Here is a 26,265-nt window from a genome sequence, read left to right as displayed (position 1 = left end):
TCATTTTCAATCGATTACATAAGAATTAACAGAGTATTGTTTTTAACTATTAAACTTTAAAAGTGCAAAAATACAAATAATTTTTCAAAGTAGCGTGCTTTCTAACATCATTTTTATATAATAATTTAGGGGGCAAATATTATGTGAGAAATGATGTAAAAAGTTTGGTGGTTTGAGCAATTTGCCGTAATTTTGCACCTAGATATTTTAATTTACTGAGCCTACTTTCAACAAGCCTTACTTTTTTAAGTGGACTCAGTAAATGACAAAGGTGATTCTTTAAACTTAAAGGTTATATTAATATGGTTGTTAAGAGATTTTTTATAAGTATATCCATGTTGTTCTTGGGGGCGCTTCTGTTGCAAGCTAAGAATGAGGTTATAGATCATGGGCAATTTTTGTGCTCATATTATTATTGTTATTCGAAAGATACGATAAAGAATGATGAGAAAGGAGAGGATTTACTCTTTCTTTCTATCGGAAAGAATGTTTCAAAATGCTACAGCTATTATACGTATCAGTCGGATTCCTTGCAATCTACAGAAGATGGCAAGGCAAAGTTTCGTGCTTTATTCAAAGAAGCCTTTAAGCGTGAAGGATATCTGACTAATTCTTTTCCACATCGCAGAATGACGGCATGCGTCTATAAGAATTATCCGCAGAACATGATGACGGTAACGGACAATCTGATGTCTCAGTATTATGAATATAGTGATAGCCTGGGTGTACAGAATTGGGTCGTAGAAGGTGATAGCATTAAAAACATATTAGGCTATAACTGCCAGAAGGCAACCTGCAGATTCCGTGGTCGCTCTTGGACGGCATGGTTTGCCTTGGATGTTCCTATGAGTGATGGCCCTTGGAAATTTTGTGGACTTCCAGGTTTGATTATGGAAGTGTATGACAAGGGGAGACAGCAATATTTTTGCATCAAGGGATTGCAGAAGGATGCTGGTACGCCTATCGTTTATGATGTTTTCAATAGAAAACGGATAAAGATAGACCGGAAAGCTTTTCTGAAGTCTGAATATAATTACTTTCGTAATTCAAATAGCATAAATGAGGCGATGACAGGAATATCGCTGGACTCGTCAGATTCTCAACGTAATTATGACTTAATAGAAAGAGAATAGAATATTAATTTTAAACAAGAAAAAGTTATGGAGAGAAAGTGTTTCATATTTCTATTTTTAACTTTTTATCTTATTGGCTTTGCCCAAAATAAGAAGATAGATACGGCTAATATGCTGTGTAGCTATGTATATGAATATCTTACGGATACGCTGTCTGGAGAACAACAGCGCAAGGAAGACTTGCTCTATCTGCAAATCGGAGCGGAGTGTTCTAAATGCTATAGCTATTATACTTATCAGTGTGATTCTCTGATGGCTTCTCCTAATGGCGATAAACTATGGGATAGCTTCTTGACGGAAGCGATAGGGAAGGGATTGAAAGGGCGACAATTGCGCAATGCCATACCCCATCGCAGAATGACTGCTACCATTTATAAGAATTATCCGCAAGGGGAAATGACCATTACAGATTTCCTGTTGGGGCAATATTATCTTTATGGAGATTCCCTGAATGCGCAGGAATGGAATATGGAAAATGACAGCACGAAGATGGTGCTCGGTCATGAATGCCAAAAGGCTACCTGCTGCTTCCGGGGAAGACAATGGACAGCCTGGTTTGCCTTGGATGTTCCTGTAAGTGACGGTCCCTGGAAGTTCTGCGGACTCCCTGGCTTGATTATGGAAGTGTATGATAGGGGAAAGCAATACTATTTCTGTATCAATGGAATGCAGCAGGTTAGTGCAACACCTATTACTTTTGGGGTACAGGACAAGGAATTCAAGCGCTTTCAGAAAACGACAAGAAAGGATTTCCTGCAATCAAAATATAAGTATCTGAAAAATTGGAACAGTATCAACGAGGCTTCAACGGGAATATCTCTGGGTGGTTCGGATGAGGCTCTGAATTATGATCTGATAGAAAAAGAATAAGTATCAACGTAAAGAGAGAACGGATTGGTTTCTCAAGAAGATAATTTATGAAGCAACTGTTTTTATATCTGTGGTTTATCTGTATGAGCACTTTGACCTATGCCCAGCAAGTCACCTTGTCGGGTAAGGTGGAAGATGCCTATACGGGCAATGGGTTGCAGGGAGTGATGGTTACCATCCGACCTGCAGCCGGCAATAGAATTCTGAAGTTTACCAAGACACAGGCAGATGGAAGTTTCCTGCTGTCGCTCAATACTATTCCGGATGGTCGTAACGTGCTGCATTTCTCGATGATGGGATATGCTGTGAAAACTATTCCTTTGTCGAAGGATACTACTGTTTATCATGTGCTCCTGACGGAGCAGGCTACAAAGCTGAAGGATGTTGTGGTGAAGGCTCCAAGCATCCGACAGCGGGGCGATACCATCTCCTACAATGTGGCAAGCTTTGCCGATGCCAACGACAAGAGTCTGGCTGATGTCTTGAAGAAGATGCCGGGAATAGAGGTGTCGGACAAGGGAGAAATCAAATATAACGGCAAGGCTATCAACAAGTTTTATATCGAAGGACATGATATGCTCGGCGGCCGCTATTCCATCGCCACCAACAATATCCATCAGAAGGATGTAGGTTCGGTAGAGGTGATGACCAATCATCAACCTATCAAGGCTTTGGAAGATATGTTGTTCTCGCAAGATCCTGCCATCAACATCAAACTGAAGGAATCTGCCAAGAGCCGTCTGGTAGGAACGTTGAAGGCAGGTGGCGGTATGGAGCAGAAGAAAGGGGAGAAGTTTGGTAAGCTGAATGTCTGGGAAGGCGAGATGTCGTTGATGCGCTTTGCCAAGAAAGCCCAGTCGCTCAATACCTTCAAGAGTAATAATATAGGTACGGATGTAACCGGTGAAGGCAATCTCCTCTTTTCGGATGGTGGAACTGGAGTGATGGGAAATTCTTATAATCTGAAAGATTACGTGAATGTTACGCCCGACCTGCTGACGGATATTTCAGACAGTCGGGTGCGTAAGAACCAGACCCATGTTTTCACAACCAATAATCTCTGGGTGTTAGGCAAAAATACGGATTTGTCTTCTCAGATAGTCTATACCCACGACCGTCTTCTTTCTTCCTCATTCAGTAATACTCAGTATTTCCTGAATGATTCAACCATTTATGATGTAGAGGATGAACAGGCTAAACAGAAGCAGAACAGGTTGGTTGCCGACTTTACGCTGACTTCGAATGGCGAAAAGGCGTATGTAGCCAATCAGCTTTCCGCCGACCTGGCCTGGAATGATGTCATGATGGATATTGCCGGCTCTTATCCTAATCATCAGCAGGTCAAGATGCCGAAGTATAAAGTATCAGACAAGCTGGAACTGTTGCATCGGAGTGGTAAACGAACCTATACCTTTAACACGTATAATGCTTATATGGTGAATCCGCACTCTCTGTCTGTTGATCATTCGCAGCAAACGGCTTATCAAAGTGTTCGTTCGGCAGCATTCTTCAGTCATACCAATACTTCGCTCGGCTTTTTCCTCAAGCCTTTTACCGTCATGATGAAGGTTGGCTTGCAGGTATTGAGCAGAACGATGAAGAGTCATCTGGAGGGAGTACCCGATTCCCTGGGTAATATGCGCAATCAGATAGGCATGACCTTCTTCCGTGCCTATGCATCGCCGGAGGCAGAGTATAACCAGGGTGGCTGGCATATCCGTTTCCAGATGCCCATCACCTTTACACCTTATTATTATAATGATAAGTTGATGGGAGCGAAAGAGAATGCCAGCAAGACACTGGTTGCTCCTCAACTCAGCGTGAGCTATTTCCTCACCGCCCGTTTGCAGGCTACGCTTTCCGGTGGAATCGCTCAGCGGGAAGTGGATGAACAGAATTTCTATCAGGGACTGCTGATGCGTGATTACCGTAATCTTTATACGGGTTTTGTGGATTATACCGCCGACAGGAGCAAGCATGTTTCCTTCAACATCAACTATAAGCGTCCTCTTGCTACCGTCTTTGCCAATGCCTACATCCGCAAGATCTGGTCTGACAGTCATCTTACGGTGGCTCGTGATTTTGTGGGTGATTATATCATCAACTCCTATTTCTCCAACAGCAGCAGTTCTGAAAACCTGATGGCTGGTGGAAAGGTGAGTAAGGGATTGGGATTCATGCATGGACTCGTTAGCGTAGGTTTTGATTATCTGAGGTTTGATGGCTTCCTGCGTCAGAACGATTCTCCTTCAGCCTATTCATCTGATAACTATATGTTGTCGGCAAAATGGAGTGGTCGTCCTGTGGATTGGTTCAATTTCACCTATGAGCTGAACTGGGATAAGGATAAGATGGTATTGAAGAATTTGGTTTTCGATTCTTCCTCTATCAATCTTGCCCATCATCTCACTTTCAACTTCCAGCCATTGAAGTCATGGTTCATCAAGTTGCATGGAGAGCATTATCGCAATCAGATAGCAGATCATCAGCACAAGAATCTTGCTCTTGCCGATGCATCCACCAGTTATGGCTTCAGGAATGGAATGGAATTGAGTTTGACTGCGCTTAATCTTTTCAATCAGCGCACCTATGGTTATACTGTTTATTCTGGGTTGACCCGTACGAGCAAGGAGTATCAGTTGCGAGGTAGAACAATATTAATGTCTATATTCTTTCATTTTTAGTAATGGCACATATAAAGATAGAACATCAGCATGACAGCATGCAATGCGGTATCACCTGCTTGCAGATGATATGTAGATATTTCGGCAGGGAATACTCTTTGGACTCTCTGTCGAAGATTTGCTTTGCCACAACGGAAGGTGTCTCCATGCTGGGCATCAACGAGGCTGCAAGAATATTGGGATTTCACTGGATAAGCACTCGCTCTAATTGATATCCAATCAAAGTCCAATTTGGAGCGAGTTTGTTTTGTTAACACATAGATAAATCTCTCTTGTAAAATCGCCAGTGAAGCCTTTCTACAGCTTCGCTGGCGATTTCTCAGTATATAATCTTACCCAATCATATTCTTGAGTATCCATTTCCTGAAGAATGGGTCTTCTATTTCATATCTGTCACTTCGGATGATGTAGCCTTTCTTGCTTAAACGCAATAGGGCACTGGTCATCGTGCTGGTAGGTTGGTTCCTGTCTTGTGCAGGATTGTTGCCCTCGCAGATACTGACCATTACATATTTGTCTGTCTTGTTGAAATTCAACCATAAACGTTCGTAGTCTAAATCATGGGTCGTTATGATATCTTCTACGGCGAGTTGGAGTACATCCTCGTTTTTGCCAGCTTCCAGGTTGTTCCAAACTGCGAATGAAAGCTGTTGCGTGTAGTATGGATGGCAACTTGTAAAGGCCAGTATCTCGTCTGCAATTTGAGTAGGCTGCTCTGATACATCTTTCAATCTGTCTGCAATATATGATTTGAAATCTTCGTATGGAATCTTGTTGAGTCTCATCAGCATTCCAAAATGATAGAATGGAGACTTCACCCGTTCAAAGATATCTGTCATCATCGATTCCTGGCTGCCCAGAAAGATGTAATTGATGCCTGTCTGTTCCTGCATGATGGAACGGAGCTGCTTATCCATGTCTTTATCGATTTCCAGGATGCTTTGAAACTCGTCAAAGACAACAATCAGTTTGTTTTGAGGTGTAGAAACCTTCTGAATTGTATTTAAAACATCTTCTATTGCAGTTGTTCCATTGTCAGTTGATGGTTGGAATGAAACCGATAGCTCGTCTGTCATCGGGTTCATGTTGATAGAAGGAATGATGCGGAAGTTACGAATATAGTGCTTCATCTTTTCCAGTTTGAATTGATTGAGCAGTTCCTTCAGAAGCTTTGCCGCAAAATCTTCTTTGCTGAGCACGGCTTGCATATTGAGCCATAGGTATGGTCGTTGGGTTTGGACAACAGCCTTTTTTACGAGACTTGATTTGCCAAAACGTCGTGGTGACATAAGAACAAGGTGGTTCTCGCTCTTGAGAAACTGTACGATGTAGTCCAGTTCTTTCACTCTGTCTGTAAAGTATGGGGCATCAACCAATGAGCCAAATTTAAACGGATTTTCCATAATCGAATTTTTTCGTAACGAAACTTTTCGCAAAGATACGAAAAAATAAAGATGCTTAGAAGATAAACTCCTTTAAATTATTATTGTTTAACATCTTTTAGATTGAGCCGTCAGCGTAAGACTTATCTTGCTCTTTTAAATGAATATCATTAAAAACTGCAGCAAAGATACAAATAATCCCTCAATGAGGGATTTTTGCAAGTATAGTCTTTTCATAAGCCTTGTCGTTTCTATTTTGATGAATTAAATAGTGGCAAAACTAGTTTAATGACGGCTCAATCCCATAAGGGAAAATAGGCATACTATTAAGGGAAAATGGAAATATCCTTAAGGGAAAATTAAAACACCATTAAAGGAAAATAGGAATATCCTTTATGGTAAATGCTGATACTATTAAAGAAAATCTCCGTTCAGCGACGTTGAACATACATTCAGCGTCGTTGAATGCACATTCAACGTCGCTGAACGGAGATTCGACGTCGCTGAATATAAAAGATCATTAGGGCTTATCCTCTTCAGCGCCATTCCTCTACTCTCCAAAGATCGTTACCTTTATATATAATAGCAATCTTGTGTATAGGCTTGCCGCTCATCAGCTGTGGCAATCTTGCGTCTTGAGCATATTGGTCTAATTGCGCCTTTGCTTCTTCTAAAGCCTTCATGCCTTCTTCATCGGTATCACCTGATTTCAGATACTTCAACTCCAGGAGATAGGCATGGGCAACCTCTGGGAAACGGGTGAGGTCAGGAATCATCGTCAAGTCACAATAGCCGCCGTTCAACTCCATTTCCTGGATGATGTAGTAATAACCACTATGGTTGAGATAAGCGGCGATGAACCCTTGCAGGTTGCGCTCTGCCTGAATGCTGGAGTGGATACTCGTGCAGTTCTTATAACCCTCGGCAATGTATTCGATGGCTGGCTTGATGTTACCATCTAGAGCCATTACATCGTATCGGTCGGCAAGATGATTATTGTTGATTTTAGTATCCTTGTTGTATTCATCCAACACATAGCCGTAATATTGGCGGCGTACATTCTCGTTAGGGATTCCCAACTTTACTCTTCTGCCACGCTTGCCAATGATGGTCAGCATGCCGTAATAGTAGAGCAGGCTGGGGAACAGATCTGGGTCAACCAAGTCTTCAGCAGGGAAACTTTCTCTCAGTTCTGCCCAGATGTAACCTTGGTTGATGATTTCTTTCAGCACGCTCTTGCGGTCGCCTTGCTGCTTGTCCAGGAAGATGATCTTCTTCATCTTGGCATAATCAGTCATGGTATTTGGGTCTACCATCTCGTCCGGTGCTTTGCCAAAACGGATGAAATGGCGGAGATAATAGATAACCATATCCGAATTGAACATCTTTGGATCTGTGACCAGGCTGTCCTTTGCGAAACAATAGTTGTCATACCAAGGCTTCATGTCGGTAATCAGCTGGTCGGTCGGAACATTGATGAGTCCTACTTCTCTGTAGTATTCTATCATTTCCCGCACCTCGTTCTCGCTGAATCCCAGCATCATATTGAACATGGGGTCCATGGAGAGATTGGTGCCGATGTTATAGCCACTGTTGAGGTCGTTCACGGTGACAGGACTAACTCCCATCATCATGATGCGCTGGAACATTCCCTTGAATAGCTTGAAGAAGTCACGGTAGAAGCCTTGTGCATGAGTCAAGGCGTGATACACAGCTTCTCCTTCCTCGCTCAGGATGTTGTTGGTGAAATTGTCGTACTCGTCGATGATGAGGTAAAGTTGCGTACCTTTTCTCTTGGAATAAATATTCAGTGCATTTAGCTTATAGGAGGCACCGGAAAAGCCAAGGTATTCCTCCATGTTGAAATCTTCATCATAATAGGCTGCATACTTTTTGATGAAACCATCGAGTACGCTGTTGCAATATAAATTGAAGTTTTCTTCCAAAGTACCAGGACCAGCCGCTGCTCTGGAAAAATCGAAGTATAAGACTTGGTATTTGCCAAGTCCTTCGGTCGGGTGCGACTCAATCCAAGTATCCTTGAATGTGGTATGGAACGAGTCTTTCTTCTCGATGTCGTAGTAGGCTTGAAGCATCGTGAGGAAGACACTCTTGCCAAAACGACGTGGACGAATTAGATAGAGAAAGTCTCCTGCTTCCTCCATTTTTGGAATATACATCGTCTTGTCAGCACAGTATCTGTTCTGACTCTTAATCCAGGTATAATCGGCAACGCCGTATGGTAATCTCTTGTAATCCATATCTTCTTCGTTTTATAGAGTGCAACTTATTCGATTGCAAAGATAGTGGAAATAATTGGGAATAGCAAGGCTTTTTTCAAAAACTTCCTTAAATGATATCCTTCGTTCCAATATCCTGTAGGCGACGTCTTTTTATAACAAGAGCCTAGGCTAACAGGCTCTTGTAGTATTCTTCATATTGTTTAGCTACCTTTATGTATTCATGATGCTTGCTGATGTATTCGATGCTCTGTTGCTTAAGCTGCGGTATCAGTTCCGGGTGAAGCACCAGGTGCTCCAACTCTTGATATACGCTCTCATAGTTGGGCTGCACATTGATGATGGGACGGAGATGCTCCTCGTGGATAATCTCGTAGTTTTCCGGTTCTCCACCACCTATGCAGATGATGCCCCTTGCCATTGCCTCCAGCGGATTCATCGATGGAGTATAACTGTAGAGCTGGTCGAGGATGGCATCGCTGCCGTTCATCATCTTTACATATTCCGCAAAAGGCACGTTTTGGGCGATACGCAGTTCTACCTTTTCCGGATATTTCTCGGCGATTGCCTGGGCAGCCTTCAGCATGATGTCCGTACCCTTATACTCACTTCTGGTTTTGTTGATACCTATGAATAACTTCAACTTTCGGGAAGGTCTTCGGGAGATATCTACAGAAGATGTCTCTACAGAAGCTGCCCTTTTATTCCTATCCTGATAGGATTGTGTATAAGTATGGATAGGATAGGGGATAAACGTGGTTTTCTGTGGAAAATGCGGTTGATAACATACCCAGTATTCATAGAGTCCCGCTATGATGCCGTCGCAATCTTCAGCAATCATCCGGTTGAGTCTTTCCTTGGCGGTTCCCAGCCAGTCTTTTCTTTCTTTCAGGGCGTCGGCATTGGTGCGTAAATCATCTCCTATGTTGAAATCACTGTATCTCAATGGCTTATCCTGGCAGCAGACGCTTACCCAATAGTAATCCATACCGAATGCAGCCAGCACCACCTTCCTGTTGTGCTTTCTCAAATACCGGTAAATCGGGAAGATACGCTCAGCCTTCAACTCCAGAAACATCGGGTTGATGAGCTGGACGATATCGTATCCCCTTAACTTATGCACAATTGTGTATAACTTTATCAAATATAGGATTCCACCTAGTTTTCCAGGCTTTCTCACCATGTTGATATCTCGTGGATAATTCTTCCAAAAGTCGCCGTTGGAGAGCACGGTAACCTCATGCCCCAGCTTGCGGAGTCCCTCGGCAAGTGTGGCATGTACGTTACTGTATTCTCCCATTAATAGAATCTTCATCTTCCTGATATAATCTTTATTTATCTGATATACTCTTTATTTATCTGATAAAATCTTCCTCCTTTTCATTTATTTCTTGATGAAAAAGAGGAGCGCCATTCTTCCTACGTATGTACCTATCATCTTTCTGAACATGGTATATTTCTTGGTGTATTCCTTGTCTGGAAGTGGATAGAGTCCATGCTTTCTCAACTTCTTGATGGCGTGGTTCAGGGCTATCAGCGAATGTTTCAGACGGATATTGTTCACCAGATAATCCATCGAGAGTTGGGCGATGCGGCGACTCAGCGCCTGTCTTTCAGCCACCGGAATCTTATCCAGCAGTTTCTGCAGGTGCAGGATTACCTCCAGACTGTTATCCATTTTCTGGCTAATCTTCTCATGATCCATCTGATGGGTTACGGAGTTCGGATTCTCACGATAGTAATAAGCCTCAGTCTCCATCTTGAAGATTCTTTCGGCACGCAGGAAGAGCTGAGGGGTAAACTCCTCATCTTCTCCATATACGATGCCCGGCGTAAACTGCAGGGTTCCTCTGATGCTGCTGCGGAAAATATAGGAGCAGGCAGAACCATGCAGGTTATGATTGCTCATATAGGCTGTGCCCGATATCGGAGTCGGCAATTCATAAGGAGGAGTATCCGTCTGCCTGTTTTTTACATAGTTGAAAGTCACGATGTCTGGCTGATGATATCTTACGATGTCGAGACAATGTTCGTAGGCGGTCTGTACCAGATAGTCGTCGCCATCCACAAACTGGATGAATCTGCCCTTGGCTATCATCATACCATAGTTTCTAGCCACGCTGGCTCCCTGGTTAGGCTGTCTCAGATAGATGATATCCTGCAGATATTCCGTGATCCCGTTGATTGCACAGATATCGCTTCCATCATCCACGAGGATGATTTCTCTTTCCTTGGTGTTGAGTGAGAGCTGGAGGATGCTTTTGAGGCATTCCTCCAGATATTCCGTAGGCATATTGTAAGTGGTGATGATGAAACTTACTAAGGGTGCCTGTATATTCTGTGTATGAGATGATTGATTTTGCATAATGAATGATAACCTAAAATATTGAATAGTTTGAGTTTGAATGAATGAATCCCCTTTTTTCCTTCCAGCCATTTCACGGCGTGGATAAGGGGAGGATCCGGTTCATATCTTCCTGATAAATCGTAGAGATCGAGCAGGACATTGAGATGCTGCGTCAGGAAATCTTCTAATGAAGACTGATATTTCAGCGGAATTTCTTCTGTTGCTCCCATTTGTAGCTTGGTTTCTTCTTTTGCTTCCATCTGTAGCTTCATCTTTTCTTTACCCGCTATTTTCAGCTTCATCAAAGCCTGCCTCTGTCCCAGATACAGCTGAAGCAGATCGGGATATTTTGCCTGCGATGTAATGCCGTGAGGATTCCAGTAATAGAGATACTTCCCTACATCCGTCACCCTTATTTTCAATGGTGGGGGAGAAACTATCGCCCTATCCGGAGTAATCTCAGTCTCCGTCAGCCCTATCAGTTTCGGAATCGTCCACACATCCTCAAAGTTTTTTCCTTTAGGAAATTCTATGTTCTGAAACAGCGAACGCCTGAATATCTTGTTGCAGGCATAGGTATGATGATAGCCCTTTTCCGCCAACCAGTATTCGATGGCATTCTGATAGGTTTTCGGAGAGAAGGAGAGGAGCTTTTCCCGATGGGGATGACCGATTCTCTCCATGATGGGATATTCCAGAATATCCACATCGGGATGTTGATAAAGTTCTTCCATCAGCTGTTGAAGCGAGTTTTCCCCTATCGCATCATCACTGTCTATGAAGGTGATATACAGTCCTTTAGCCATCTTTATCCCCACATTTCTGGCATCGCTTAAACCTCCGTTTTCCTTGTGGATAACGTGGATACGACAATCTTTCCCGGCATATTCATCGCAGAGCAGAGGGCACGCATCAGGCGATCCATCATCTACGAGAATCAGCTCGTAGCTGGTGAATGATTGCTGCAGGATACTCCCGATACATCTTTCGAGCGTATCTTCGGCACGATATACGGGGATGATGATACTGAGTTTCATTGCTTGTTCTCTTGATATTTCTGATAGAAGATGCTGTCTCTTTTATCTGATGATGGCTATTTTGCAGACGGTACCCTTCTCTCCGTTGCTGGTAGCGGTTTCCACCATATAGATTCCGCTAGCCACTCTTCTGCCTTTCTGGTCGCAGCCGTTCCAGGTATAGGTGCCGCCGTTGCTTCTGCCCTGATTCACCAGGGTTCCGCTGGTACTGACTATCTTTACATCCGCATCCAGCGACAGACCGGTGATGGTGATGAGTCCTGTATAGTCTGGCTTTACCGGGTTCGGATAAGCCCATACATTGTCTTGGGTCATCTCTTCGTTGGTGGCGGTAGCATCGCTCATATAGGAGCAGAGACCCTTGTTGGTTCCGATAAACACCTCACCGGTAGCATCGTTGATGGCGAGCGATTCGATGTTGTTCGACAGCAGCTTACTGTTGGTTGCCGTGAAGTGATGAATCTGCTCCATATTGTCGGCGCTGATGAGATAGATACCGTTGTTGCTGGTACCAAACCATTTTCTGTTTGCCTGATCCACTGCCATGCAGGTAATATCCACACCGCCCAGCAGATAGTCGGCATAATTGGTACCGTCGTTTCTCGGCACTTTCACCTGGGTAAGCGTTGGCTGCGTATCATCCAGGATATGCGGAGTGATGTAGAAAGGTCCCTGGTCGGTTCCTATCCACAGATTATGCTCCAGGTCTTCCTTGATGCATCTGATGTAATAGAGATTGATTTCAGCACCATCCTGGTTGGTGAAGGGCTTGCTGAACATCTTCACCTCATCAGTTTCCGGCTGATAGCAGACGATGGCTGGAGTTTCATGATTGTCATTCACGAACCAGAGCCTGCCCTGCCTGTCCTTCATCAGACCCGTCATCGCCGAAAGACTGTAGCCGTTCGGGTTCAATGTCTTCTGGTCGTGGGCTACCAACTGGTTGTCTTTCATCTCGATGATGGAGCGGTGGGTAGCCTGACTGTTGAGAATCCACAGCTTTCCGTTTTCATCCGATAGCAGACTATGCACCAGCACATAGTTGTTGTCCAGTACCGTACCTCTATCCACGGCAGCTTCCAGGATACTGTTGTCCTTATTATAATAATGTGTCAGTTTGCCGTCTGTAAACTCATAGAGTCCGGTTCTGCCCGAAGCAAACACATGGTTCGGATCGTGGATATCCGGTTCTACACAGTTGATATCCTGATACTGGTAACCCGTCGTATTCCTGATGTCATCCTGATAGATGGTCCAGTTGTCCCGGTTCAATACCTGGATGGTACCGGGACGGGTATCAAGAGAAATTCCCGAAAGAAAGGCGCCGCCGCAGGTATAGAGCTGGTTGTGGATAAACTTCATATACCAGAAATGATTATACTTCGGACCTCCTGGCAACAGGCTGCTTACCAGCTTCATCAGTTCGCTCTTGTCCTCTTTCTTGGGAGCGGTGTAAGCCCCCACCTTGCTCCATCGGTTTCTGTCGAGCAGGTTGTCAGAGAGGGCAGCGCGATAGGTACCCTCCTCCTGGCTGTAGGCATAGATCTGGTTATCCCTGATTTCGCACCAGTTCACCTTGAATCCCAGTTGATACGTATCGCTGATTTCCCCATCCGCCATATTGAGCTTGATGATGCCCAGACCATAGCAGAGATAGGCGAATTTGCCATACATATAGATATCGTTGATGGTCTTGTCGCCCGTGATGGTGGCAGCATAGTAATCCGGCAGATTCTGCACGCTCCAGTTCTGGGCGTTCATCAGGTCGATGTTGGCATTGCTGTAGAGGATGAGCAGCCGCTTGGCAGTCTTGTTGTAAGCGATGTGCTGGATATCGCAGTCGTTCAGGAAATCCATCTTACTGAAGGTCTGAATGCTCTGGTCGTTTCTGTTGTAAGCATAGAGATTGCTGGAAGCCTGCACGAATATCCAGTTGCCGGCTTCTTCTATTTCCTGCACTTCGCTGTACGCCATATAGGCTTTCCAGTCGCCGATGGCGGCGCTGCTCTGGAAAGTGGCAACCTGAAGGATCAGGAACGAGAGGAGTATCCATATTTTCTTTCTCATCTATCTAAATGTATATAATATAATAACTTATATATATTAAACATAAAAATACTGGGTTTATTGCCTGTGAGCCTGGCTTTTATTGGCAGACTCAGCAGCGGAAAGAGATACTGGCAAGGTGGATAGAGATACCATCTTTTCAGCTTGTGGGCATAGTCGATGATTTTGGAATAGCCCTGCAGTTCATTTCTGAACTGATAGAGGGTACGCAGGCTTTCCTCTGTTTTATAGAGAAACGACATGTTGCCTATAAAGTGTTCATAACCTAGTGGATTATCCACGTGAAGAATCGGTATGTGATTGTCTTTTAGATTCTTGCCCCAAAGCACATCTTCATATCCATAGTGGGAAAAACGTTCATCGAATGGGTGTTTCAGCAGGATGCTTCGCTTCACGATAAAGTTGGAGGTGTGAAAGTCTGCATAGGGGTTAGCCTGTCGCTGGAGATGATTTCCGTTCTGCGTGCCGGCAGATTCGAAAATGTATCGCAGGTTATATTTCAGCCGTTCTTTGGTTTCAGCATCCCTCTTTATCTGATATCCTCCATAGACCACATCGCTTTCTTTTTCTTTTAGATAATTGGCAAGATACTGATGGCTGATTACGTTCATGTTGCTGTCGATAAAAAGCAGCCAGGTATATTTCGCCTCCCTTGCCAGGAAGTTGCGGATGGCAGCCCTGCCCACGTTCTCTTTTCTCTCGATGTAGCGGCAATGGGGGAGGGTGTTGATGATACGGTTGCCTTCTATGGTTCTTTCATCTGTAGAACCATCATCGGCGACTAATATTTCGTATTCGAAATGAGAGGATGAAGAGAAAGAATCAGAAGATGAAGAGAGAGAATCTGAAGATGAATACAATAACGATGCTTGAGCTTGCAGGGATTTTACAAGCTCAACGCATACATTATTATATGTAGGGATTAATATCGAAAGGGTATTAATCATTTTTGTTCTTTAAGTATTCAGCCAGTTTAGCCACGGCTCTGGCTCTATGGCTGATGCCGTTCTTGATTTCCTCACCCAGCTGGGCGAAACTCTGGTCGTAGCCTTCCGGAACGAAGATCGGGTCGTAGCCGAAACCTTCGGTGCCGTGCTTTTCGGTAGCGATAGAACCGTTTACGATGCCGTCAAACTGATGGATTTTCTTGATGCTGGTGCAGCCGCAAGGGCAGACATCCTTCTTCTCGATGTAGCAGATCACGGTACGGAATCGGGCCTTTCTGTTCTCCTTTCCATTTAGTTCTCTGAGCAGTTTAGCCATGTTTGCCTCGCTGTCGTGGTCGGTACCTTCAGCATAGCGGGCGCTGTGAACACCCGGCGCACCATCCAGCGCCTCTACTTCCAGACCGGTATCATCGGCAAAGCAGCTCAGGTGATAATGGTCGTAAACATACTGCGCCTTCTGCAAGGCATTCTCCTCCAGTGTATTTCCTGTTTCAGGAATATCCACATCGCATTCTATCTCCTTCAGCGAAACCACCTCGTAGTCGCTGCCCAGGATGTCGCGGATTTCCTGGAGCTTATGCTGGTTATTGGTTGCAAATACTATCTTCATAATCACTATTTGATTTTCTTAATGTCTTTCTCCTTGATTTTCACTTTCATTTCATCAAATCCCTCGCCATACACACCGATGACGGCACTCTGGCTGACAAAGGCATTCGGGTCGATGATCTTGACGATACGGAAGATGGTGACGCTCTCGTTCTTCTTGGCAAGAATACAGAGCACCTTCATCTCATCGCCGGTGTACCAGCCGTGGCCATCCAGAATCGTCACACCATGGTCCATCTGCGTACCGATGGCGTTGGCTATCTCCTGATACTTCTTGCTGAAAATCATGAACTGTACACTCTCTCGCTTGGCATTCATCACATAGTCGAGCACCAGGTTCTCTATCACCATGGTACATAGACCGAATACTACCTTTCTGACAGCATCTATCGTGGTGAAATCGGGTTTCGCATTGAAGACGAAGAATGAACTGCCCACGATGACGAGGTCCACGAAGATGAGCACTCTGCCCAGCGAGATATTGTGGTATTTGTTCACGATGGCGGCGATGATATCCGTTCCTCCCGTACTTCCATTGTGCAGGAAGACGATGGCGAGCGACAAGCCTGTAAACAGACAGCCGATGATGAGCGACATGAAGTCCTGTCCCTCTCCCAGCACCTGTACCATCTTGCCATTTTCACCTATCATCCAGTCTTGCGCCAGCGCCAGGAATAGGGAGAGCATGATGATGGCATAGATGGTCTTCACCATGAATTTGAATCCCAGAATCTTCAGCGCAGCCAGCAGCAAGGCGGCATTGATGAGAAAATAAGACAAATAGATAGGTATCCCTGTGCCGTAGTAAATCACGGCTGCGATACCCGTTACGCCACCCGTTACTATCTGGTATGGAAGCAGAAAAATGGTCCATCCAAATGTATAAATCAACAGACCCAGTGTAATGTAGAAATAGTCCTTGATTTCATTCTTAACTTTTTGACTGATTGCTATTTGCATAATATTTTCCTCGTATTTTTAAAGCGCAGAAGGTCGCCCATTTTTAGATGAGACGACCTTCTGGATATTATCAATAAATTACTTTTTCAACACTACGTTGACGATCTTCTTTGGTACGATGATCACCTTCAATACGTTGAATCCTTCCAAGTACTTCTGGCTCTTCTCGTCTGCCAATACCTGCTTCTGGATTTCCTCGTTAGGAGTATCCACAGGGAAAGTCATCTGGAAACGAGCTTTACCGTTGAAGGAAATGGTGAGCTGCATATCGTTCTCCTTCAGATACTGCTCATCATACTTAGGCCATACTGCATCGCAAACGCTGCCCTGCCCGCCAAGTGCTGCCCACAACTCTTCTGCGATGTGTGGAGCGAATGGAGCGATGAGGATGACGAGGTCTGTGAGGAGTTCCTTGTTGCGGCACTTCTGCTGACCAAGTTCGTTCACCGCAATCATGAAGGCTGAGATAGATGTGTTGTAAGAGAACTTCTCGATATCCTCGCTTACCTTCTTGATGAGCTTGTGAACACTCTTCAGGCTCTCTGGCTTCGCTGCCTCGTCGGCTGATGGAAGGAAGTTGTCGGTGCGGTTCTCGTAGAACAGACCCCAGAACTTCTTCAGGAAGCGGTGGCAACCGTCGATACCGTTGGTATCCCAAGGCTTGCTTGCCTCTACAGGACCCAGGAACATTTCGTAGAGACGCAGGGTATCAGCACCATACTTCTCGACAATCATATCTGGATTCACCACGTTGAACATACTCTTGCTCATCTTCTCGATAGCCCATCCGCAGATGTACTTGCCATCTTCCAGGATAAACTCAGCGTTCTGATACTCAGGGCGCCAAGCCTTGAATGCCTCGATGTCGAGCTGGTCGTTGTTTACGATGTTTACATCTACGTGGATAGGGGTTACGTCGTAATCCTTCTTCAGGTTCAAGCTTACGAATACAGGAGCCTTGTCGTGGTCATCGCTGTTGATGCGGTAAACGAAGTTAGAGCGACCCTGGATCATACCCTGGTTCACCAGCTTCTGGAATGGCTCTTCCTTGCAGCTTACGCCCATGTCGAAGAGGAACTTGTTCCAGAAACGAGAGTAAATCAAGTGACCGGTAGCATGCTCGCAACCACCTACGTAGAGATCTACATTCTGCCAGTACTCATCAGCCTCCTTGCCTACGAGAGCCTCATCGTTGTGAGGATCCATGTAGCGCAGGTAGTAAGCAGAAGAACCTGCGAAACCTGGCATGGTGTTGAGCTCCAGTGGGAATACGGTCTTGTTATCTACGAGACTCTTGTCAACCACCTCTTTCTTCTCAGCATCCCAAGCCCACTTCTTGGCTCTGCCCAATGGAGGCTCGCCAGTCTCTGTTGGCTTGTAGGTCTCAATCTCTGGCAATTCGAGTGGCAGGCACTCCTCTGGAACCATCTGTGGCATTCCGTCCTTGTAATATACAGGGAATGGCTCACCCCAGTAGCGCTGACGAGAGAAGATGGCGTCGCGGAGACGATAGTTTACCTTTACTCGGCCGATGCCCTTTTCGGTAACAAACTTCTTGGTAGCTGCGATAGCCTCCTTCACGGTGAGTCCGTTCAGAGAGAAGCCGTCCATGCTGCCCTTGCCAGCCACAGGTGAGTTGGTTACGATACCTTCCTTGGCATCGAAGCTCTCCTCTGAAACATCAGCACCCTCGATAAGAGGAATGATAGGCAGGTTGAAGTGCTTGGCGAAGGCGTAGTCACGGCTATCGTGAGCTGGCACAGCCATGATGGCACCTGTACCATATCCAGCCAATACATATTCTGAAATCCATACTGGGATAGCCTCGCCGGTGAATGGGTTGATGGCATAACTTCCTGAGAATACACCGGTTACGCTGTGGTTAGCCATACGGTCCAACTCAGTACGCTTCTTCACGTAGTCGAGATATTTCTCCACCTCTTCCTTCTGCTCGGCAGTAGTTACCTGCTGAACATACTCGCTCTCTGGAGCCAGAACCATGAAGGTTACACCAAACATGGTATCGGCACGGGTAGTGAAGATGGTGAACTTCACATCGCTGTCCTTTACTGAGAATACTACCTCTGTACCCTCAGAACGGCCAATCCAGTTTTTCTGGGTTTCCTTGATACTGTCGCTCCACTGGATGGTCTCCAAACCGTCGAGCAGACGCTGAGAGTAGGCAGATGTTCTCAAGCACCACTGCTGCATCTTCTTCTGGATGACAGGATAACCGCCACGCTCACTTACGCCGTTTACTACCTCGTCGTTGGCAAGCACAGTACCCAGACCTGGGCACCAGTTTACCATCGTCTCGCCGAGGTAAGCGATGCGGTAGTTCATCAGGATCTGCTGCTTCTTCATGTCGTCGAAGCTGTTCCACTCCTCTGCTGTGAAGTCAATCTGCTCGTTCTGAGCCACGTTCAAGTCAGCAGAACCCTTCTCCTCGAAGCGCTTGATGAGCTTTTCGATAGGCTGAGCCTTCTGGCAGCTGTTGCAGAAGAATGAGTTGAACATCTTCTGGAAAGCCCACTGAGTCCAATGGTAATACTTAGGGTCGCAGGTACGAACCTCACGGTCCCAATCGAAGCAGAAGCCAATCTTGTCGAGCTGCTCACGATAGCGGTTGATGTTGGCTACGGTAGTAACCTCTGGGTGCTGACCTGTCTGGATAGCATACTGCTCAGCAGGCAATCCGTAAGCATCGTAACCCATAGGGTTCAGTACGTTGAATCCGTTCAAACGCTTGTAGCGGGCATAGATATCGCTAGCGATATAACCAAGTGGGTGACCTACGTGCAAACCAGCTCCTGATGGATAAGGGAACATGTTGAGCACATAGAATTTCTTCTTGTTTTCATCTTCTGTCACCTTGTAGGTCTTGTTTTCGACCCATTTCTGGTGCCATTTCTTCTCGATTTCTCTGAAGTTGTATTCCATTGTCTTTATCTAATTATTTTGTTTCTTTTCTTAAATATAATAAGGTAAAACCCCATTCAAGGTGCAAAATTACATTTATTTTAGCACATTACAAAATAAAATGCAAGTTTTTTATGATTTTAATGCCTGGGCATGCTAGTATTGCCCTTTCCGCAGTATGATGTGGAATACGTCACCAAGCTACTGGCGGCTTTCAATTCCGAGAGCCACCCAGAATGTTATTCTTTAACTATCATTTTTATGTAAACAAATCATCCATGGTGAGTTGCACCTGTGCTATTGCCGAATGGGCTGTAGGACGAATACCAAACGTAGTTATCAAAGTAGGCAAGATGCCATGACGTACTCCCGTCTCTTCTACGAAATCAGCCATACGAGTTCTTATACGAAGCTCTTCCTCCTTCGTTATGCTATAAGGAGACTGCGAATACTTGATTTCACAGAGATTAATCAGATGGTCAGCTCGCTCTATCAGCAAGTCTATCTGCGCCGCAGGTGTAGAGCACTTGCTTCGCCAGGAATAATACTCCGTATAGATTTGCTCAATGCCTAAACTCTTCTTTATCTGAGGAATATGCAACATACAGATACGTTCAAATGCCAAGCCATACCATGTGTTTTGGCGAGGCTTGCCCATCTGATGCGTCCAGTAAGCTACATCCGTGGTACCAGGATGACAGAAGGACATATAAAATAAGGTGTATAAGTCCGTGAGCTGGTAAATCTGGTCTTTTTGCTTGATTTTCTTTTCACGCGTATTATAACCTCTTACAAAGTCACAGTTGATCAATTCCCGAAGCACCTTGGTCAATGTTCCACCCGACTTCAAATTCAGATGCGTAGAAATTTCCTTGCGAGTCATGCCTTGCTTACATTTTGCCAGCGTTTCTATCACTCTCATATAGATTTCCGAGTTTCGGAACAAAGAAGAATACAGCCTATCATACTCTCGTTTCAGTTCACCACGTTCAGCAAAGAACAATCGATCTACATTAGCCTCCACACCTTGCGTCTTGTCCAGCAAGCTCAGATAGTAAGGCACTCCACCCATCATGCTATAAATCTGCAAGATGGAAAGACGTGGCCACAAGAATCCATTCGCCTGGAGAAATTCCTCCGTCTCACCTAGTGTAAATGGAGCCAAGTACATCTCATGCGTAATACGATTATGAAGTCCGCCATGGCTATCTATGAGATTAGAAATCATCCACGATGTGGCACTGCCACAAACCACAAGCATAATCTCATTCTGATTAGCCGCCCAACTATTCCAAAAATGCTCAAAAGCCTGCTGGAAATTAGACTTGGGAGTATCAAGACAAGGCAACTCGTCTATAAAAAGCAGTATGCGCTTACCTCCCAACTTCGACTTCAGCATTTGCTTCAAAATCTCAAATGCCTCTGTCCAATTAGAAGGCAAAGGCAGCTTTGGGTCGCCAAATTCACGCAAAGCATAGCCAAAATTAGACAATTGAGCCTCGGCTGGTGCATCAATAGACCCAGACATCTCAAAGGCAAATTCATCCTTGAATAGATTATGCACCAGATAAGTCTTGCCGATGCGCCTTCTTCCATACACTGCCACAAACTCAGCCTTTCCTGAATGGTAATACTCGGTAAGCTGTCTGATTTCCGTTTTTCGTCCTATAATTTGCTCCATATCGCTTGAATAAGATAATTTGTTACGGTGCAAAAATACGATAATTATTTGAAAAAGCAAACGATACTTTAGCCAAATCAATGTTTTTTAACTCGATTTGGCTAAAGTATTCCTTATATATTAGCCAAATCGGTGTTTTTTCGTCCGATTTGGCTAAAGTATCGCTTGCCCTCTATATGTTGTTTAGGTGTAGTTATTTTCATTGCATTTGACTTGTAAAGTTATTTATAGTCGATAATGCTAAGTGGAGAATAAGGGTGCAATTAGGCTTTGTAGTGGCTATAAAAAAGATATGCCCTCTTGCTTCACAGCAAAAGGGCATACGATCAGTTTTCATTTATAGAATAGTGTAAGTCAATAAATGAACCAAATTTAAAAACTTATCTTATAAACCTAATCTTACTATAAGCCTATTCTAAAACTCATTATTGTGATAAATAGTTATTCTGTCCATCCTGGGTTCTGGGTCAGGTTCTTGTTCAAAGCCAACTGGTCGATTGGCAATGGATACAACCAACGACGATCGTTGTCTGACCACTTGCGACCTGCAGCATCGTCATAGCTCTCTGCGTAGATGCGGAGATATGTCTTGCCGTTATATACGCGGGTGTTGCTGTTATCGAAAGCGTAGATCCCGTTATACTGCTCCTTCACCTTGTCGGTAACACGGATACCCAGAGTAGTAAGAGGATTCTCCAACAACTTCATCGCATTCCAGCGCTTCAAGTCGTCCATACGGAAACCTTCGCCAACCAACTCGATACGGCGCTCACGACGAATCTCGTAGAGCAGGTTAGAAAGCTCATAACCATAGTTGATAGGCTTCTGGTCGGCAACTGGGTTCACGGTGAGGTGAGCCATATCTACACGGTCACGAAGCTGGTTGATGGTCTTGTCAAGAACAGCCTGAGTGCATGTACCCAACTCGGCATTAGCCTCGGCGTTGATGAGCAATACCTCTGCATAACGGTAGATGAACCAGTCGTAAGAGGTGTTGCGAGCCTGCCACTGAGTCTCGTCAGCAGAGTGGAACTTGGTACATGGATAACCTGTTACACCACCAGAAACAGAGCAGTCTGGCATCTTGTTCTGCACCTGCTTGTTGTTGCGGAGCCAGAATGGCTTGTGGTTGTTGTCGATGAGCTGATAGAGACGTGGATCGCGGTTGGCAATCTCTTCTTCCAGATTGTCATCACCCTCGTAGCCAGAACCCTCGTTATAGATAGGAGTACCATCCTTCATCAGGAACGACTCGATGAAGTCCTTGCTCAAGCCCATACCATTGCCACCAGCCTGACGGCCAGTCTCGTGGGTAAGGACACCTGTCTCGTAGAAGCGTGCCAAAATAGCCTCCTTGTTGTCAGAAAGGTCTTCCTGAACAAACAGGTTGGCATAGCTGAGTGGATAACCCTCGTATGCTCTTGTGCCGGCACCTGCGTCAGTACCCTTTACGATTTCATACTTACCGCTGTTGATGATCTCGTCGGTCAGCTCCTTAGCCTTTGTAATCAAGCTTTCTGCTGTCAAGCCCTCAGAACCAGCCTCGTGGTGATACTTCATATAAGTACCGTAGTAGAGACAAACGCGAGCCAACTGGGTGCGGGCAGCATCCTTGTGCAGACGACCCTTTTCAGCCATAGTCTTCTCTGGGAGCCACTGGATAGCGAACTCCAAGTCCTCGATTACCTTCTTCAATACGAAGTTGCGTGGGTCACGACCCTTGAAGAGCTCTGCCTCATCACCTGTCTGGAGGTCAGACTCATACCAAGGCACATCACCGAAATTACGGATCTTGCTATAGTAATCCTGTGCTCTGAAGAAACGAACCTCAGCTACATACTTGTTGATGTCAGCCTCAGAGCCAGAAGCAGTCTGATAACGCTTCAGGAAGTAGTTGCAGCTACGCACGTTACCCCAGCCCCAGCCACCGCCTGATGTTGGAACGGTGTAGTTGTTGAACAAATAACCACTTGGGCTATTGGTTACAAAGTTATCACTCTCGCCATCAAGAGTAGAAGAAGCACCAGCCAGCATGTTGCTGTAGATACCATTGGCGTACATCTTGAGGTCGTTGGCGCTCTTCCAGTATGATTTATCTGTAAATGAGTCTTGTGGGCTCAAATCGGTATAGTTGCAAGATGCAAGTGTCATACCGGCCATCATACTCAAAATGAATATATTTTTAATTTTCATTGTCTGTCTATTTAAGCATTAATAATACACTCTTTCCTAACTCTCGAACATTATAATGTTAAGTTCAAACCAACAGAGATCTTCTTGTTGATAGGGTAAGTCATGTTACCAAGTGTTTCAGGATCAGCAAACTTCACCTTCATTGGAGTCAATGTCAGGAGGTTTTCACCCTGTACAAATACTCTGAGGCGAGCAATACCTACCTTCTTCAACAAGCTAGATGGAACAGTATAACCCAAAGTTACGTTCTTCAAACGCAAGTATGCAGCATTCAGCATATAGCGTGAAGAGGTATTGTGGTTACTGCCATTTACACTGTAGTGATGGAGTTTTGGGAAGTAAGCATCACGATTATCCTCTGTCCAGTAGTCGAGAGAGGTGGTCTGTGGAGTACACCACTCGTCTGTGAAGCCCCAGAACTGGGCACCACCCCAACCACCGAAGTAGTCGCGCTTACCGATACCCTGCCAGAACATCTCGAAGTCGAAGCCCTTGTAGTCAGCACCTGCTGTGATACCGTATGCATAGCGAGGAGTTGAGTTACCGAGAATCTTGCGGTCGCCTGGCTTATCTACTGTACCTTCGCCCCAAGTTACCTTGCCGTCACCATCGATATCTTCAAACTTCACGTCACCTGCACTCCAGTGGCCGCCGTTGATAGCCTTCTGATCCCACTTGGCTGCTTCCTCGTCGCTCTGGAAGAGTCCGTTAGATACCAAACCCCAGATTTCGCCAATCTTCTCACCTACATAGTGGTCGCCGAGGAGTTTTGCATCATTAGAGTACTTGGTGATTTCAGACTGATAGTCAGACAATACACCCTTGATGTGATAGCCCAAACCGCAGCTTAAGCGATCGTTCCACTCTACAGAAACTTCCCAACCTGTGGTCTTCATGTTGGCAGCGTTGCTTCTTGGCACGCTAGTACCGAGCACAGAAGGCAGGGTAGCACCTCTGGTCAACATATCCTTGGTGTCACGGCGATACCAGTCGAAAGATGCACTCAGTCGGTTGTTGAGCCATGTTGCATCGATACCGAGGTCGAGCTGGTTAACAGTCTCCCATGTAAATGAGCTACTTACCAAGCCAGGAGCGTAAACAGCTACTGGGCGTGTGCCGCCGAGCAATACGCCAGCCTTGGTGCTCACACCATAGGTAGCCAGGTAAGGGAAGTTACCAGATACGTTCTGGTTACCCAGAGAACCGTAAGATCCGCGGATCTTCAGGTTGTCCCACCAGCTGCGCAATGGCTCGAAGAACTTCTCCTCTGATACACGCCAAGCGATAGAGCCTGAAGGGAAGAACGCATAGCGGTTACCCTTAGCGAACTTAGAAGAACCATCCTCACGACCGTTGAACTCGAAGAGGTATCTGCCCATGAAGTCGTAGTTGAAACGGAAGAAGAGACCATTGGTTGCCCACATGCTCTCGCTACCGCTGGTAGAAATATCACCGTATGCGAGGTTGATCTGTGGAGTATCGTTGTCGATGAGGTTCTTGCGACCTACCCAGTGATACTTGTTGTGCTTCTTCTCCTGGTTGTAACCTACGAGCACCTTGAAGTTATGCTTCTCTGCCAAAGACAGTGAGTACTCAGCAAATACGTTGAATGCCTGATAGTAGTCATCGTAGTTAGATACGGTGATACTGCTTGGGTTAGTCCAAGGATAGTAGTTCTCTGTACCTGGAACGGCTGTATAGTCGTAGAAGTTACGTACGTGCTCGTTAGCGTTTCTGCCGTAGAAGTTCCATGTATAGTCAGCATTGATCACGAGACCCTTGATAGGAGTGATGCGTACGGCACCAGTCATCCACAAGTCGTTCTGGCGATACTTGGCGTTACCACCCTGCTCCATGATAGCGATAGGGTTGGTGTAGCTACCCTGACCTGCATAGTGTCCATCAGGATGCTTTACTGGCATCAATGGGCTCAAGTCGTTCTTCATCATACCTGAGTATGCGCTCAAACCTGAGTAAGCTGTAGGATTCATAGCTGTAGTACCACCGGTAGGGTGAAGCTCTGATGTATAGGTATGAGTAATCTTAGCGCTTACATTCAACCACTTGGTAATGTTAGAAGAGATGTTTACGTTAGCGTTGTACTTCTTGTACTTATCGTCACCAGCTGTCAAGATACCCTTCTGGTCGTTCATACCCAGAGATGCATAGTAGGTAGTACGGTCGTTACCGCCGCTGATGCTGGCATTGTAAATCTGAGAGAATGAAGTCTTGTAAAGCTCATTCCACCAGTCGGTATTGCCGCAATAGCCATACTTTGCCTTGTCGTATGCCTCGTCGAAGAATACAGGATCCTTACGGGTTCCGTTAAAGTATTCCTCTGTATATTTATAAACCTGATCCTTGAAGTATCGGCCTGAACCACCGTCATTCTTGTTAGCCTCATCCATCATCTTGAGGTACTGCATGGAATTAACGTTGTGGTATGACTTGGCAGGGCTCTGCCAGTAGCCTGTAGCGTTGAAAGAGATGGTTGGCTTGTCGCTCTTGCGACCCTTCTTGGTAGTAATCAAAATCACACCGTATGCTGCACGTGCACCATAGATGGCTGCAGAAGAAGCATCCTTCAATACAGAGATAGACTCAACGTCTTCTGGATTCACGAGGTTGGCATCCATCTGAACGTTATCAACCAATACCAATGGGCTACCGCCGTTCAAAGACGTGTTACCACGGATATTGTAGCTAGAGCTGGCACCAGGAGCACCACCACTGTTCATAGATACGTTCAAGTTAGGAACTACACCCTGAAGACCCTGACCGATGTTGGTGATAGGACGGTTTTCCAATACCTTACCATCCACGTTGGCAACAGCACCAGAGAGGTTTACCTTCTTCTGTGTACCGTAACCTACAACAACGACTTCTTCCAGACCCTGAGTATCCTCAGCAAGAGTAACGTTGAGGCTTGTGCCGTTCCACTTTACTTCACTGTTCACGAAACCGATATAAGAGATAACGATTGTAGTACCCTTGGTTACACCAGTGAGGGTAAAATTGCCGTCCAAATCGGTAACGGTAGCATTCTTAGTACCTTTCACTGATACTGAAGCACCAATAATAGGCTCACCGGTAGCATCCTTTACCACACCCTTACAAACAGCACCTTGCTGTGCAATCATAGCTGCACCCAATGTGTTTGAGGTAGAAACAGTACTCGCATTGGCGCCACCTACTA

16 protein-coding genes and 1 pseudogene are annotated in these 26,265 nt (G+C 45.3%); 4 read left to right on the top strand and 13 right to left on the bottom strand.

What is annotated here, in order from left to right; genetic code table 11:
- The first annotated feature begins 302 nt into the window (after positions 1-302).
- From DXD25_RS11515 to DXD25_RS11500, 4 genes and pseudogenes are all read left to right on the top strand, one after another.
- Positions 303-1,133 carry a GLPGLI family protein gene (locus tag DXD25_RS11515; RefSeq protein WP_117663627.1) on the top strand — a complete coding sequence of 277 codons (831 nt, stop codon included), beginning with the start codon at positions 303-305 and terminating at the stop codon, positions 1,131-1,133.
- A 27-nt stretch (positions 1,134-1,160) separates the two neighbouring features.
- Positions 1,161-2,003, top strand: a complete 843-nt coding sequence (locus DXD25_RS11510; RefSeq protein ID WP_117663626.1) for a GLPGLI family protein — start codon at positions 1,161-1,163, stop codon at positions 2,001-2,003.
- Positions 2,004-2,050: 47 nt separating this feature from the next.
- Positions 2,051-4,687 carry a carboxypeptidase-like regulatory domain-containing protein gene (locus tag DXD25_RS11505; protein ID WP_117663625.1) on the top strand — a complete coding sequence of 879 codons (2,637 nt, stop codon included), beginning with the start codon at positions 2,051-2,053 and terminating at the stop codon, positions 4,685-4,687.
- Positions 4,688-4,689: 2 nt separating this feature from the next.
- A pseudogene (locus DXD25_RS11500) lies at positions 4,690-4,890 on the top strand (cysteine peptidase family C39 domain-containing protein); the annotation flags it as partial.
- Between the two features lie 129 nt (positions 4,891-5,019).
- Here the strand turns inward: DXD25_RS11500 and DXD25_RS11495 are convergent.
- The 13 genes from DXD25_RS11495 to DXD25_RS11435 all read right to left on the bottom strand — a co-directional run bounded on the left by DXD25_RS11495 (position 5,020) and on the right by DXD25_RS11435 (position 26,209).
- Positions 5,020-6,090, bottom strand: a complete 1,071-nt coding sequence (locus tag DXD25_RS11495) for an ATP-binding protein (protein WP_117663624.1) — start codon at positions 6,088-6,090, stop codon at positions 5,020-5,022.
- Between the two features lie 515 nt (positions 6,091-6,605).
- A complete protein-coding gene (locus DXD25_RS11490; protein WP_117663623.1) occupies positions 6,606-8,330 on the bottom strand; it encodes an AAA family ATPase in 1,725 nt (574 codons plus the stop codon).
- A gap of 145 nt (positions 8,331-8,475) precedes the next feature.
- The gene (locus tag DXD25_RS11485; protein WP_117663622.1) at positions 8,476-9,624 is read right to left on the bottom strand and encodes a glycosyltransferase family 4 protein; all 1,149 of its coding nucleotides are present in this window, start codon (positions 9,622-9,624) and stop codon (positions 8,476-8,478) included.
- A 69-nt stretch (positions 9,625-9,693) separates the two neighbouring features.
- Positions 9,694-10,674 (bottom strand): glycosyltransferase, encoded by a 981-nt coding sequence (locus DXD25_RS11480; RefSeq protein ID WP_117663621.1) that lies wholly within the window; start codon positions 10,672-10,674, stop codon positions 9,694-9,696.
- A complete protein-coding gene (locus DXD25_RS11475) occupies positions 10,629-11,693 on the bottom strand; it encodes a glycosyltransferase family 2 protein (RefSeq protein ID WP_117663620.1) in 1,065 nt (354 codons plus the stop codon). Before DXD25_RS11475 ends, DXD25_RS11480 begins: the two co-directional genes overlap by 46 nt.
- 42 nt (positions 11,694-11,735) lie before the next feature.
- Entirely contained in the window at positions 11,736-13,760 is a 2,025-nt protein-coding gene (locus DXD25_RS11470; protein WP_117663619.1) for a Por secretion system protein, read from the bottom strand.
- Positions 13,757-14,707, bottom strand: coding sequence for a glycosyltransferase family 2 protein (locus DXD25_RS11465; protein ID WP_117663618.1), 951 nt, complete (start codon positions 14,705-14,707; stop codon positions 13,757-13,759). Before DXD25_RS11465 ends, DXD25_RS11470 begins: the two co-directional genes overlap by 4 nt.
- Complete coding sequence (locus DXD25_RS11460) at positions 14,700-15,317, bottom strand: non-canonical purine NTP diphosphatase (RefSeq protein ID WP_117663617.1); 618 nt, start codon at positions 15,315-15,317, stop codon at positions 14,700-14,702. Before DXD25_RS11460 ends, DXD25_RS11465 begins: the two co-directional genes overlap by 8 nt.
- 5 nt (positions 15,318-15,322) lie before the next feature.
- A complete protein-coding gene (locus DXD25_RS11455) occupies positions 15,323-16,276 on the bottom strand; it encodes a YitT family protein (RefSeq protein ID WP_117663616.1) in 954 nt (317 codons plus the stop codon).
- Between the two features lie 78 nt (positions 16,277-16,354).
- A complete protein-coding gene (gene leuS / locus DXD25_RS11450) occupies positions 16,355-19,216 on the bottom strand; it encodes a leucine--tRNA ligase (protein WP_117663615.1) in 2,862 nt (953 codons plus the stop codon).
- A 238-nt stretch (positions 19,217-19,454) separates the two neighbouring features.
- Positions 19,455-20,876, bottom strand: coding sequence for an ATP-binding protein (locus tag DXD25_RS11445; RefSeq protein ID WP_117663614.1), 1,422 nt, complete (start codon positions 20,874-20,876; stop codon positions 19,455-19,457).
- A 441-nt stretch (positions 20,877-21,317) separates the two neighbouring features.
- Positions 21,318-23,069, bottom strand: coding sequence for a RagB/SusD family nutrient uptake outer membrane protein (locus tag DXD25_RS11440; RefSeq protein ID WP_117663613.1), 1,752 nt, complete (start codon positions 23,067-23,069; stop codon positions 21,318-21,320).
- Between the two features lie 50 nt (positions 23,070-23,119).
- Positions 23,120-26,209: a TonB-dependent receptor gene (locus DXD25_RS11435; protein ID WP_117663632.1), complete on the bottom strand. Its 3,090-nt coding sequence runs from the start codon at positions 26,207-26,209 to the stop codon at positions 23,120-23,122.
- Between the last annotated feature and the right edge of the window lie 56 nt (positions 26,210-26,265).

Source organism: Prevotella sp. TF12-30 (assembly GCF_003436715.1).
GTDB lineage: Bacteria > Bacteroidota > Bacteroidia > Bacteroidales > Bacteroidaceae > Prevotella > Prevotella copri_A.
Note: the sequence above shows the minus strand (reverse complement) of the source record. Positions and strands in the feature narration are given on the sequence as shown.